The organism is Herbaspirillum sp. NPDC101397, assembly GCF_044767325.1.
GTDB lineage: Bacteria > Pseudomonadota > Gammaproteobacteria > Burkholderiales > Burkholderiaceae_D > Herbaspirillum.
In genome coordinates, this window is the sequence record NZ_JBIWNS010000006.1 from 81,186 (window position 1) to 93,247 (window position 12,062).

General features: G+C 60.7%; 11 protein-coding genes and 1 tRNA gene. 4 read left to right on the forward strand and 8 right to left on the reverse strand.

Annotated elements, in window-relative coordinates; all coding sequences use genetic code 11:
* Positions 1-223 precede the first annotated feature (223 nt).
* Positions 224-958 (forward strand): DUF5610 domain-containing protein, encoded by a 735-nt coding sequence (locus ACIROW_RS15460; protein ID WP_402277142.1) that lies wholly within the window; start codon positions 224-226, stop codon positions 956-958.
* 109 nt (positions 959-1,067) lie between these two features.
* Here the strand turns inward: ACIROW_RS15460 and ACIROW_RS15465 are convergent, their stop codons facing one another.
* On the reverse strand, positions 1,068-3,419 hold the full coding sequence (locus ACIROW_RS15465) for a Tex family protein (RefSeq protein WP_402277143.1): 2,352 nt from the start codon (positions 3,417-3,419) through the stop codon (positions 1,068-1,070).
* A 215-nt stretch (positions 3,420-3,634) separates the two neighbouring features.
* On the opposite strand from ACIROW_RS15465, the gene pth reads away from it, so the two are divergent.
* The gene (gene pth / locus ACIROW_RS15470) at positions 3,635-4,216 is read left to right on the forward strand and encodes an aminoacyl-tRNA hydrolase (RefSeq protein ID WP_402277144.1); all 582 of its coding nucleotides are present in this window, start codon (positions 3,635-3,637) and stop codon (positions 4,214-4,216) included.
* Between the two features lie 45 nt (positions 4,217-4,261).
* Here pth and ACIROW_RS15475 read toward each other — a convergent pair whose 3' ends face one another.
* Positions 4,262-4,999 carry a DsbC family protein gene (locus ACIROW_RS15475; protein ID WP_402277146.1) on the reverse strand — a complete coding sequence of 246 codons (738 nt, stop codon included), beginning with the start codon at positions 4,997-4,999 and terminating at the stop codon, positions 4,262-4,264.
* 94 nt (positions 5,000-5,093) lie between these two features.
* Positions 5,094-6,362, reverse strand: a complete 1,269-nt coding sequence (locus ACIROW_RS15480; protein WP_402277147.1) for an FAD-dependent monooxygenase — start codon at positions 6,360-6,362, stop codon at positions 5,094-5,096.
* A gap of 195 nt (positions 6,363-6,557) precedes the next feature.
* Between ACIROW_RS15480 and ACIROW_RS15485 the strand changes: the two genes are divergently transcribed.
* Positions 6,558-6,633, forward strand: a tRNA-Phe gene (locus ACIROW_RS15485).
* 87 nt (positions 6,634-6,720) lie between these two features.
* Here ACIROW_RS15485 and arr read toward each other — a convergent pair.
* On the reverse strand, positions 6,721-7,167 hold the full coding sequence (gene arr / locus ACIROW_RS15490; RefSeq protein ID WP_402277685.1) for an NAD(+)--rifampin ADP-ribosyltransferase: 447 nt from the start codon (positions 7,165-7,167) through the stop codon (positions 6,721-6,723).
* A 233-nt stretch (positions 7,168-7,400) separates the two neighbouring features.
* Here arr and ACIROW_RS15495 point away from each other — a divergent pair, with 233 nt between their 5' ends.
* Positions 7,401-7,553: a hypothetical protein gene (locus tag ACIROW_RS15495; protein WP_016834768.1), complete on the forward strand. Its 153-nt coding sequence runs from the start codon at positions 7,401-7,403 to the stop codon at positions 7,551-7,553.
* A 128-nt stretch (positions 7,554-7,681) separates the two neighbouring features.
* On the opposite strand, the gene otnI is transcribed toward ACIROW_RS15495, so the two are convergent.
* The 4 genes from otnI to otnK form a co-directional block, all read right to left on the reverse strand.
* Complete coding sequence (gene otnI, locus ACIROW_RS15500) at positions 7,682-8,488, reverse strand: 2-oxo-tetronate isomerase (RefSeq protein WP_402277148.1); 807 nt, start codon at positions 8,486-8,488, stop codon at positions 7,682-7,684.
* A gap of 66 nt (positions 8,489-8,554) precedes the next feature.
* Positions 8,555-9,880 (reverse strand): MFS transporter, encoded by a 1,326-nt coding sequence (locus tag ACIROW_RS15505; protein WP_402277149.1) that lies wholly within the window; start codon positions 9,878-9,880, stop codon positions 8,555-8,557.
* A 236-nt stretch (positions 9,881-10,116) separates the two neighbouring features.
* A complete protein-coding gene (locus ACIROW_RS15510; RefSeq protein ID WP_402277151.1) occupies positions 10,117-10,755 on the reverse strand; it encodes an aldolase in 639 nt (212 codons plus the stop codon).
* Positions 10,756-10,762: 7 nt separating this feature from the next.
* Complete coding sequence (gene otnK / locus ACIROW_RS15515) at positions 10,763-12,049, reverse strand: 3-oxo-tetronate kinase (protein WP_402277152.1); 1,287 nt, start codon at positions 12,047-12,049, stop codon at positions 10,763-10,765.
* Between the last annotated feature and the right edge of the window lie 13 nt (positions 12,050-12,062).

A 12,062-nucleotide genomic window follows, 5' to 3' on the forward strand; every position in this document is an offset into this window, starting at 1 on the left:
CTCATGAACTGAGATGCACGATAGCTGCAAAAGGACGTTTCCAAAAAACAATAATTACCGCAATTTCAGTGAAAACGATACGTATTGTCTCGATTCTGGTCATAAATTCTTACAAACGAAGTTGGCATTGTGACCTTCAGATTTCGGTCAGCATGCCGTAAGTTGAGGATGGACTGCCATTTCCCCTCCTTCTTGCGTGCGGTCCTTGTACAGGAGACCTGCCATGTCTATCAGCACCAACACGATCAATACCAACACGCCGGCCACCAGCCTGCCCGCGACCACCGATGCCTCCACCACTGACGACGCCACCAAGACGGACGGCGCGACCGGTGCGAAAGATGTCAAACTGACGCCGGCCATCGCCAAGCAACAGCTCAACGCAGCCATTCTGCAATCGTCACTGGAAGTGTCGCTGTCCTCGCAGAACGACCCGCTGTCGCTGGTCTACAAGTCGGCGATCGAAAACCTCAACGACATACTGAAGCCGGAACTCGGCGACAACGCCATCCAGAACGCCGCTTCGCAAGACAACAGCCCGGAAGCCACCGCCGGCCGCATCCTGTCGTTCATCAAGAGCGCGTTCGGCTTGTTCAGCCAAAACAGCAAGACCGGCGACAGCACGGACGGTGCCGACAGCGCCGACGGCGCCGCGGACACCAGCAAGCGGGACGCCAACATCGACAAGTTCATGAGCCTGATCCAGAAGGGCGTCGACCAGGGCTTCGATGAAGCGCGCGGCATCCTGTCCAGCCTCAAGGTCCTCAACGGCGACATCGCCAGTAACATCGACAAGACCTATGAAATCCTGAAGAAGGGCATCGCCGATTTCGTCGCTTCGCTGAAGAACCCGACGACCGATGATGGCTCCACGCCGACGGACGGCAGCTCGACCACCACCAGCGTCTCGGTGTCGGTCTCGATCACGGCCAGCCGCACCACCGTCACCAACTACTGATTCCGCAACCGGCATCGGAGCAACGCCCCTGCAGCCACGCTGCAGGCGTAAAAAAAGACGCGGCAAGCCGCGTCTTTTTTTGTCCATCGATTTATTCAACCGCTCCGCATCAGCCCTTGAGCTTGGCGAACGCCGCCGCCATGGCGTTGTTCGCCGGCGCCGGCTGACGCGACTGCTGGCCCTGGTGCTGCGACAGGCGACGTGCATCGTTACGGTCGCCGCGTTGCTCCGGCTTGCTGCCGGCAACCGGTGCGCTGTCGGACAGGCGCATGGTCAGTGCAATGCGCTTGCGCTTCTCGTCGACTTCCAGCACCTTGACCTTGACCACCTGACCGGCCTTGACGACGGTGTGCGGATCCTTGACGAAGGTGTTGGACAGGGCCGAGATATGCACCAGGCCGTCCTGATGCACGCCGATGTCGACGAAGGCGCCGAAGGCGGCGACGTTGGTCACCACGCCTTCGAGGATCATGTCGGGGCGCAGGTCCTTGATTTCTTCAACGCCATCCTTGAAGGTTGCGGTGGTGAATTCAGGACGCGGATCGCGGCCGGGCTTTTCCAGCTCCTTCAGGATGTCGGTGACGGTCGGCACACCGAATTTTTCGTCGGCGTATTTGGCCGGGCTCAGCGATTTCAGCAAGGCGCTTTCACCCAACACGCCCTTCACGTCCTTCTTGATGTCGGCCAGGATTTTTTCCACCAGCGGATACGATTCCGGGTGGACCGCCGAAGCGTCGAGCGGGTTGTCGCCGTTCATCACGCGCAGGAATCCGGCCGCCTGTTCGAAGGTCTTGTCGCCCAGGCGCGGCACTTCACGCAAACCGGCGCGCGAGGTGAACATGCCCTTCATGTCGCGATACGACACGATGCTTTGCGCGACGCTGGCGTTGAGGCCGGACACGCGCGCCAGCAACGGCGCGGAAGCGGTGTTGACGTCAACGCCGACGGCATTCACGCAATCCTCGACGACGGCGTCGAGCGAACGCGCCAGTTGCGACTGGCCGACGTCATGCTGGTATTGACCAACGCCGATCGACTTCGGATCGATCTTGACCAACTCGGCCAGCGGATCTTGGAGACGACGTGCAATCGACACCGCGCCGCGGATCGACACGTCCAGATCAGGCAATTCCTTCGAGGCGAATTCAGAGGCCGAATACACCGATGCGCCGGCTTCCGACACGACGATCTTGGTCAGCTTCAGTTCCGGACGCATCTTGATCAAGTCTTGCGCCAGCTTGTCGGTTTCGCGCGAAGCGGTGCCGTTGCCGATGGAAATCAGCGAGACGTTATGCTTTTCAGCCAGCTTGGCCAACGTGTGCAGCGAACCTTCCCAGTCATTGCGCGGCTGATGCGGGAAGATGGCGGTCGTGTCGACCACCTTGCCGGTGGCGTCAACCACCGCCACCTTGACGCCGGTGCGCAGTCCCGGATCCAGGCCCATGGTGGCGCGCGGACCGGCCGGCGCGGCCAGCAGCAAATCCTTCAGGTTGCGGGCAAAGACGTTGATCGCTTCGGCTTCGCTGCGCTCGCGCAGGCCCGTCATCAGTTCGGTTTCGAGGTGCATGAAGACCTTCACGCGCCATGCCCAGCGCACGGTATCGGCCAGCCACTTGTCGGCGGGACGACCCTTGCTGCTGACGCCGAAGCGCCCGGCGATACGGTTTTCGCACGGGTTGTGCGGCGCGTCCCACTTCGGTTTTTCTTCTTCGGTGTCGAGGCGCAGAACCACCGTCAACATCTCTTCGCGGCGACCGCGGAACAAGGCCAGCGCGCGGTGCGATGGAATCGTGCCGATGGTTTCGGAGTAGTCGAAATAGTCGGCGAATTTTTCACCGGCGTCCTGCTTGCCTTCGATCACCTTCGATTCAACGATGCCGTGTTCGGTGATGTATTCGCGCAGCGCCTGCAACAGCTGCGCATCTTCAGCGAAACGTTCCATCAGGATCTGACGCGCGCCGTCCAATGCCGCCTTGGCATCGGCCACGCCGGGATTGTCGCCGCTGTCGGTGGTGAAGGCGGGCTTGAGGTATTTCGCCGCTTCTTCTTCCGGATTGAGCATCGGGTCGTTCAGCAGCGCGTCGGCCAGTTCGGTGAGGCCGGCTTCGGCGGCGATCTGGGCCTTGGTGCGGCGCTTGAGCTTATAGGGCAGGTACAGATCTTCCAGACGGGTCTTGTCTTCGGCGTGGACGATGGCGTCCAGCAGGACCGGCGTCATCTTGCCCTGCTCTTCGATGGACGAGATGATCGCGGCGCGGCGGTCTTCCAGCTCGCGCAAGTAACGCAGGCGCTCTTCCAGCAGGCGCAGCTGGGTATCGTCCAGGCCTCCGGTGGCTTCCTTGCGGTAGCGCGCGATGAAAGGCACGGTCGCGCCTTCGTCGAGTAAGGCGATCGCGGCGGCAACCTGCACCGGCTTGGCGACGAGTTCGAGAGCTAAACGTTGTTCGATGGAAGGCAACATGACAATGAAATCCGGGAATTGAAAAACAAGCGTTGGATGATACGCAATTCAGGGGGACGCGCCAATCTTGACAGCCCCCAAATGCACGAAATAAATGGATTTGCAGCAATAAACACGGCAATCCGGGATGGAAACGGAGCAGAAACTGAGCGGAATTGGACGGGTCGATTCGTTATCCGCGATAATCGGCGCTTTCCTGTTAACTTCTTATCAGCATGCCCATACGCCTTATCGTCGGCCTCGGCAATCCCGGCCCGGAATACGAGCAGACCCGGCACAACGCCGGCTTCTGGCTGGTCGACAATCTCGCCGGCAGCATTCGTCTCGCACGCGAGACGCGCTTCAATGCGCTGGCTGCCAAGACCTCCGTCGCCGGTCAGGAAGTCTGGCTGCTGGAACCGCAGACCTTCATGAACCGCTCCGGTCAGTCGGTCGGCGCACTGGCGCGCTTCTACAAGATCGCCCCCGATGAAGTGCTGGTGGTGCACGATGAACTGGACCTGCCGCCCGGCAGCGCCAAGATCAAGAAAGGCGGCTCTTCCGGCGGTCACAACGGCCTCAAGGACATCACCGCCGCGCTCGGCACGCAAGACTACTGGCGCCTGCGCATCGGCATCGGCCATCCGCGCACGATGGGCCTGCAGCAACCGGTGGCCGACTTCGTGCTGCATCGTCCGCGCAAGGAAGAACAGGCGCTCATCAACGACGCCATCGAGAAGAGTCTCGATGCGATTCCGTTGTTGTGCGAGGGGAAGTTTGAAGCAGGAATGATGCAGTTGCATACGGCCGCCAAGTAAATTTCAACCTGACGGCCGCAGCAAAAATGCTGACGGCGGATGGGCTTACTTCAGCGTAGCGAACTTCTGTTCCAGACCCTTGGTATCGATGGCACCGGGAATACGCGAGCCGTCCGCAAAAATGATGGTCGGCGTGCCGGTGATCTTCATCTTCTGGCCCAGCGCCAGCACCTGGTCATGCGGCGCGTTGCAGGTTGCCGGCGCAGCCGAGGCTTCCTTGCCGTTCAGCATCCAGTCGCTCCAGGCCTTGCCCGGGTTGGACGAGCACCAGATATTGCGCGACTTCTCGATCGAATCCTGCGCCAGGATGTTGTACTGGAAGGTGTACACGGTCACGTTGTCGACGTCCAGCAAGGTCTTCTGGAAACGCTTGCAGTAGCCGCAGTTCGGATCTTCGAACACGGCGATGGTGCGCTTGCCGTTGCCCTTGACGGTCTTGATCGCCAGGTCCAGCGGCAGGTCGGAGAACTTGACCTTGTTGATGGCCTGGATCTTTTCCTTGGTGAAATCGCGGTAAGTCTGCGAATCGACCACGCGGCCGATGAACAGGTACTGCGCCTTGGCGTCGGTGTAGATCACGTCGCCGTCGACCTGCACTTCATACAATCCCGCATACGGCGTCTTGCTCACCGACTCGACCTTGGCGCCTTCGCCCAGGCGCGGTTCGATCGCCTTCTTGATGGCGGCTTCAGTAGCGTCGGCCGCGCAGGCCGAGCCGCCCACGCATGCCAGCAGCAGGCCGGCTGCAGCCAGGAAGGCGGGGAGTGCAAAAATCTTTTTCATGTTCTGTTCCAATAGTAAGGCGATGTTCGGAATCGTTTTGAGACCTCGTCGGATGGAGCCCGACGCAAAGTCGTCAAACTATAAAGTAAATCGGTCAAATCCGTTTGCCGAGGGCATGCGCCATCAGACGCCGCTTTAAGACCGGCAGGTTGTTCACCAAGTTCAACCCGATATTGCGCACCATGCGCAGCGGCTCGAGGCCGGTGCCGAACAGGCGCGCCAGGCCGTCGGTGGCCAGTTGCATCAGCAGGACTTCTTCCTTGCGCGCACGCGCATAGCGGCTCAGCACGCGGGCATCGCCGCAATCGCGTTGCTGCTCGCGCTCATTGATGACCTTCAGCAAGGCGACCACGTCGGCGAAACCGAGATTCATGCCGTGACCGGCCAGCGGATGGATCACGTGCGCAGCGTCGCCGATCAGCGCCACGCGCGGCGCCGTCATGGCGTGCGGCTTGACCAGCGTCAGCGGAAAATCGCGCACCACTTCCGGCTCCAGCGGCGTCAAGGCACCTAGCGCATGAGAAGCGTATTTACCCAGATGCTGCGCCAGTTGCGCAGCCGGTTGGCGCATCAGCGTCTCGGCCAGCGCATCCGGCGCCGACCACACCAACGACACGCGCTGCCCCGGCAGCGGCAACAGCGCGACAATGCCCTCGGTCGCGGTGAACCATTGATAAGCCACACCCTGATGCGCTTTTTCGCAGGAGAAATTGGTGACGATGGCGCGCTGTCCATAGGCGCGGTAGTCCAGTCCGATATCGCACTGGCCGCGCACCCACGATTGCCCGCCGTCGGCGCCGACCAGCAAGGAGGCTTCGAGCGTGTCGCCGCTTTCCAGCTGCAGAGTGACGCTGTGCAGGTCGCTGCGCATGGACACGGCGCGGCCGTTGACGACGCGCACGTTGGGAGAAAATTTCAGTGCCGCATCGAGCGCGGCATTCAGGTTGCGGTCCTCGACGATCCACGCCAGCGCATCGACGTGCGCCGAATAGGCGTCGAACACCAGATGGCCCGGATGGTTTTCATCGTCGCCGGTGACGTTCATGCCGTCGACCGCTGCCACGCGCTCGGCGTCGAGCGCATCCCAGACCTTGATCGACGACAGCAGGTCGCGCGCGATCTGGTTGACGGCGTAGACGCGCACATCCCAGCTGGCTTGCTCCGTAGCCGATGCCACAGAAGGTCCGGCAGATGCGGAAGCCGGCGCCAGCAAGCTTACGCGCAGTCCGGCTTGCGCCAATGCCAGCGCAGCGGTCTTGCCGATGGCGCCGTTGCCGACGATGCAGATATCGGATGGAGAAGACGCACCCGCAATTTTGCGCGCGGCGGCGTTGGAAGAAGGATGGGATGAGATGCCGTTCATGGGAAAGCATTATAAACGCCTTCCCCGCAGGCCCTTCTTTGATCTCCATCACAGGAAGGACTCATCGGAAGCGAAAAGGAAACACCGGAAATAATTACTGCAAAGCGCACTCCACAGAGGGCCGGCGAACTTTTTGATAAAAAAGTGGAAGCACCCTTTGCATTCTAAAATTATCTTGCTATAATTCGGCCTCTTGGCCTGGTAGCTCAGTCGGTAGAGCAGAGGATTGAAAATCCTTGTGTCGGTGGTTCGATTCCGCCCCGGGCCACCAAGAATATGAAAGGCTTAGCTTCGGCTAGGCCTTTTTTACGTTCTGTGGTCCTGAAATTCTTTCTGAATAGTTCAGACCCGCGTCGGACTAGTCCTCGTCGTTCAGCGAGTTGACGCCCTGCTCCCTGAGTTTCGTCAATCCATCCTTCATTGCCTGCACTTGCTCCGCAGGATGTCCCTGCCACAGCGTGATTTCGCCGACCACCTTGAACGGCTGCATGGAACGAAACGATTGCGTCGGATTGCCGGGGAATTTTCTGTCGGTCAGATCCGGATCGTCTTCAATCTCTCCCATCGGTTCCACCAGGTAAATTCTTTCGCGTCCTTCCCCGATCGCGAGCTCGGCGCCCCAGATGGCGGCGTCCAGTGTCGCCGTCAGGAAAATGTATTTCGCATTTTTTCTTTGTCCGAAGTTGGAGTTGAAACCCGCTTCGATGAAATCCCCCAATTTCAGGTCCGCTTTAGTGCCGTGAAAATAGGTCTGAGCGAATGGCTTTTGAAGGATCGGTTTGTTCTCAGGTCTGTCTTTTTGCATGGTCATTTACTTGTGCACTGGTGCCGATGAGTGAGATGAAATCTTATCCTGTAATTTTTGAAAGCGGAACCCGGCAAACCGAGCGATACCAAAACGTCCCCCGCCAGCGTACTTTCCCGTTACCGGGTAAAATCAGCAACAGTCAGCAGATTGCCGTCAAAAATTGATTTTTATCAACTAAAAGCCGGACGGCTCCGCGACTTCGAGCAACCTTCATCACGTAGCAGCACAACATGAACATCCCCGAGCAAGGCGAATTGGTATGTCTGGCTTGTGGCCAGAAACACGGCTACAAGATTCCGCTCCCTGCAATCTGGCATTACGCGACCTGCATCAAATGCCACGATAAAAGCAGCGTCACCAAGCAAATCCATCCGAACGATTAGCTGGCGAGAGCAGTCAGCAGAAATTCGGCAAGAATAAAAATTAAGCGGGACGTTCCGTCAGGAGCGCCCCGCTTTTTTGTTCTTCACCTCCATCCGTGAAGAACAGTCCTTTCACCCCGCCGATACGATCAGCGCGGCTTCAGTTCCGTCAGTCCCTGCGCCGCCAGCGCCTTGAGCCAGCCGAGGCCGTCCGAGGTCGCCGCCGCCGGGACATACTCGCAACCGATCCAGCCCTTGTAGCCCAGCGAGTCGATCAGTTTGAGCAGGTAGGGATAGTTCAGCTCGCCAACATCCGGCTCATGACGCTCCGGCACGCCGGCGACCTGGATGTGGCCGACGCCGGCCATGTCGCGCTTCAGCTTCACGGCGACGTCGCCTTCGACGATCTGGCAGTGGTAGCAATCGAACTGCACCTTGAGGTTCTCGGCGCCGATCTCGGCGCAGATGGCTTGCGCGTCGTCCTGGCGATTGAGGAAGAAGCCGGGGATGTTGCGCGTGTTGATCGGCTCGATCACCACGGTCACGCCGGCCAGGTCGGCGTGATGGGCCGCGTACGACAGGTTGTCCAGGTAGACCGCGCGATGCTTGGCGCGATCCTGGTCGGGACGGATCAGTCCGGCCATCACGTGCAGCGTCTTGTTGCCGATGACTTCGGTGTATTTCAGCGCGGTCTCGATGCTGCGCTTGAATTCGTCTTCGCGGCCGGGCAACGAAGCGATGCCGCGTTCACCGGCGGACCAGTCGCCCGGCGGCGCATTGAACAGCGCCTGCGTCAGACCGTTGGCGTCGAGGCGCGAACGGATTTCTTCCGGCTGGAAATCATAGGGAAACAAGAACTCGACGCCGCTGAAGCCATCTTTGGCGGCAGCGGCGAAGCGATCGAGGAAAGCATGTTCGTTGTACATCATGCTCAGGTTGGCGGCGAAACGCAGCATCGTGATCTCCTTGGAATAGTGGCGCGCACTTGTTACAGTGCGCGCCGGATAAGTCTAGTGTGAAACTTACTTGTTCACCAGCTTCGGCGAAGTCTTCAACACCGCAGCAGAACCGATCAACAGCATGATCGCCAGCATGTACATGCCGGTCGCGCCGCTGTGGGTCAGGTCCTTCAGGTAACCGATCAGGTAGGGGCTGACAAAGCCGGCCAGATTGCCGACCGAGTTGATGGCGGCAATGCCGACAGCGGCTGCAGCGCCCGACAGGAACGAAGTCGGCAGCGACCAGAACAATGGTGCGCAAGTCAGCACGCCTGCAGCAGCCAGGGACAGTGCGGCGATTGAGACCGCAGTGTTGTCGGCGAACAGCGCCGCGCCGACGAAACCGACTGCGCCCATCAGGGCCGGCACGATCAGATGCCAACGGCGTTCGCGGCGCGCGTCGGCGCTGCGGCCGATCAGGTTCATCGCGATGATGGCGCAGCCGAACGGAATCGCGCTGAGCAGACCGATGTGCAGGTTGCCGGTGACGCCGGTGGCTTTCACCAGAGTCGGCATCCACAGCGTCAGGCCGTACTGGCCCATGACGAAGCAAAAGTAGATCAGGCACATCAGCCAGACGCGCTTGTCGCTGACGATGTCCGCGAAGGAATGCACGCTTTCCTTGCCCTTCTGATCGGCGGCGATTTCATCTTCCAGCAGCTTCTTTTCACCGTCAGTCAGCCATTTCGCCTTGGCGATGCCGTTGTCCAGGTAGGCCAGCGTGGCCAGGCCGATCAGCACGGCGGGAATCGCTTCGATAACGAACATCCATTGCCAGCCGTGCATGCCCGTGGTGCCGTGGAAGGCGTCCATGATCCAGCCCGACAGCGGGTTGCCGAGGATGCCGGCGACCGGGATGCCGGACATGAAGACGGCGATCACCTTGGCGCGGCGATGCGACGGATACCAGTAGGTCAGGTACAGGATGATACCGGGATAGAAACCGGCCTCCGCCAGACCGAGCAGGAAGCGCAGCACGTAGAACTGCAGCGGTGTTTCAACATACATGAAGGCGGCCGACAGGATTCCCCAGGTGATCATGATGCGGGCGATCCAGACGCGCGCGCCCACCTTGTGCATGAGGATGTTGCTCGGCACTTCGAACAGAAAGTAGCCGAGGAAGAACACGCCGGCGCCGAGGCCGAACACGGTTTCGCTGAAACCCAGGTCGACCGACATCTGCAGCTTGGCAAAGCCGACGTTGACGCGATCGAGATAGGCGATCACGTAACACAGCATGAGGAAAGGCATGATGCGCCAGAATACCTTGGCATAGACGCGGTTCTGTTCTTGTTCGTTGGCGCTGGTGTTGACACCCGGTGCGGCGCCGATGTTGGTTGATGCAGTCATGCTACGACAATCTCCTGTTGATTATGTTGATATACGGCCGCTCCCACGGCCGTTGGTTTATAGCGCCCGCTTGAAAGACATGTGCAGGCAATTTAAAAATCTGACGTGCTGATACAAACCGGCTGGCGCGTGGCTGGCGAAAAAAGTGAATGCTGCGGCCGGGATACCGGCGTGAGCCGGCGTCCTTGTCGCGTCATTTTTTTGTTTTGTTGAAGCCGGACCGAAGCGCTGAATGCCTACCAGCGCGCGTTGAATACCTCGCGCAATTCGGTCAGCGCAGCGTCGTCCAGCGGTGCGACATCGCCGCCCGCCAGGTGCCACAGCTTGGCCGTTTCTTCCAGCTCTTCCAGTGCGTAGGCCGCCTTGGAAACCGAGCTTTCCCACACCACCGGACCGAGTCGCTCGAGCAGCACGCCGCGCACCTTGTTGGCGAGTTGCTTCACCTGCTCCGCCACCAGCGGATCGCCCGGACGGCGATAGGCGATGAAGGGAATGTGGCCGACCTTCATCACGTAGTACGGCGTGATCGGCGGCAGCACATCGTCCTGCGACCACACGCCCGAGATCGTCAGCTTGACCAGGTAGGTCGAGTGCGTGTGCACCACCGCGTGCATCTCCGGATTGTTGTCGTAGACCATCCGATGCAGCGCCAGCGTCTTCGACGGTTTGTCGCCCGAGACCCAGTTGCCGGCGGCGTCGACCTTGGCAATCTTGGCCGGATCGAGATAGCCGAGGCAGGCATCGGTCGGCGTGATCAGCCAGCCATCGTCCAGACGCGCGCTGATGTTGCCGGCCGAGCCGACCGTGTAGCCGCGCTGGTAAAGACTGGCGCCGGTGCGGCAGATCTCTTCGCGCAGTTGGTTTTCCGTGCTCATGTTCAACTCACTCCTTGGCGCCGCCGAGGAAGCGCAAGGCCTTCTCGAAGAAATCGACGCTGCCGAAATTGCCCGACTTGAGCGCCAGCGCCAGCGGCTGGTCGTCGAGTGTCGCGGTCGCCGGCACGCCCGGATCGATCTGCGGGCCGATGCGCAAGGCGCGCACATCGAGCGCCTGCACCACGGCGCCGGAGGTCTCGCCGCCGGCCACCACGAAGCGGCGCACGCCGCGTTCGCGCAGGCCCTTGGCGATATCGGCCAGCGCCTGTTCAACCAGATGGCCGGCCTTGGCGACACCGAGTTCCTTTTGCACCGCCTTGACTTCGTCCGGCGTGGCGGTGGCGTAGATCAGCACCGGCTCCTTGTTGATGTGTTCATCGGCGAACGCCAGCGCCTGCGCCACCACGGCTTCGCCGCGCGCCAGGGCCAGCGGGTCGATGCGATGCGCCGGATGATGCGATTTCCATTCGGCGACTTGCGCATTGGTGGCCTTCGATGCGCTGCCGGCCAGCACCGCCGACAAGCCGCCGACCTGCGGCAATTGTGCGGCTTCGGCACTGGCGTGGAGCAAGCCGGCGCGACGGAAATTCTCCGGCAGGCCGAGCGCGATGCCGGAGCCGCCGGTGACCAGTTTCAGTTCGGCGCAGGCTTCGCCCAGCACGTACAAATCGCGATCCGACACGGCATCGGCAATCGCCATCTTGACGCCGTCGGTGCGCAGCGCGGTGAAGCGCTCGGTCACGGCGGCGGCGTCCTTAGCGACGGTGTCGTAGCGCACCAGGCCGACTTTCGATTCGGTCTGGCGCTGCAGCACGCGCACCAGGTTGGCGTCGGTCATCGGCGTGAGCGGATGGTTTTCCATGCCCGATTCATTGAGCAAGCCATCGGCCACGAACAGGTAGCCGCGATAAATCGTGCGGCCGTTTTCCGGGAAGGCCGGGCAGGCGATGGTGAAGTCGGCGCCCAATTCCTTCAGCAGCGCGTCGGTCACCTGGCCGATGTTGCCGGCGTCGGTGGAATCGAAGGTCGAGCAATACTTGAAGAAGAATTGCGTGCAGCCCTGCTGCTGCAACCAGCGCAACGCAGCCAGCGATTGTTCGACGGCTTCGGCGGCGGGAATCGTGCGTGACTTCAGCGCGATTACCAGCGCATCGGCGTCCACGCCGGGGATCTGTTCGGGGATACCGATCGTTTGCACGGTGCGCATGCCGCCGCGCACCAGCATGTTGGCCAGGTCGGTGGCGCCGGTGAAATCGTCGGCGATGCAGCCGAGCAGAGGTTTGGCTTGAGACATGATGAACTCCGGA

Coding starts and splice junctions, on each gene's coding strand:
- arr (WP_402277685.1), bottom strand. CDS start 7,167: ATGCAAAAAGACAGACCTGAGAACAAACCGATCCTTCAAAAGCCATTC.
- otnK (WP_402277152.1), bottom strand. CDS start 12,049: ATGTCTCAAGCCAAACCTCTGCTCGGCTGCATCGCCGACGATTTCACC.
- ACIROW_RS15460 (WP_402277142.1), top strand. CDS start 224: ATGTCTATCAGCACCAACACGATCAATACCAACACGCCGGCCACCAGC.
- ACIROW_RS15465 (WP_402277143.1), bottom strand. CDS start 3,419: ATGTTGCCTTCCATCGAACAACGTTTAGCTCTCGAACTCGTCGCCAAG.
- pth (WP_402277144.1), top strand. CDS start 3,635: ATGCCCATACGCCTTATCGTCGGCCTCGGCAATCCCGGCCCGGAATAC.
- ACIROW_RS15495 (WP_016834768.1), top strand. CDS start 7,401: ATGAACATCCCCGAGCAAGGCGAATTGGTATGTCTGGCTTGTGGCCAG.
- otnI (WP_402277148.1), bottom strand. CDS start 8,488: ATGCTGCGTTTCGCCGCCAACCTGAGCATGATGTACAACGAACATGCT.
- ACIROW_RS15510 (WP_402277151.1), bottom strand. CDS start 10,755: ATGAGCACGGAAAACCAACTGCGCGAAGAGATCTGCCGCACCGGCGCC.
- ACIROW_RS15480 (WP_402277147.1), bottom strand. CDS start 6,362: ATGAACGGCATCTCATCCCATCCTTCTTCCAACGCCGCCGCGCGCAAA.
- ACIROW_RS15505 (WP_402277149.1), bottom strand. CDS start 9,880: ATGACTGCATCAACCAACATCGGCGCCGCACCGGGTGTCAACACCAGC.
- ACIROW_RS15475 (WP_402277146.1), bottom strand. CDS start 4,999: ATGAAAAAGATTTTTGCACTCCCCGCCTTCCTGGCTGCAGCCGGCCTG.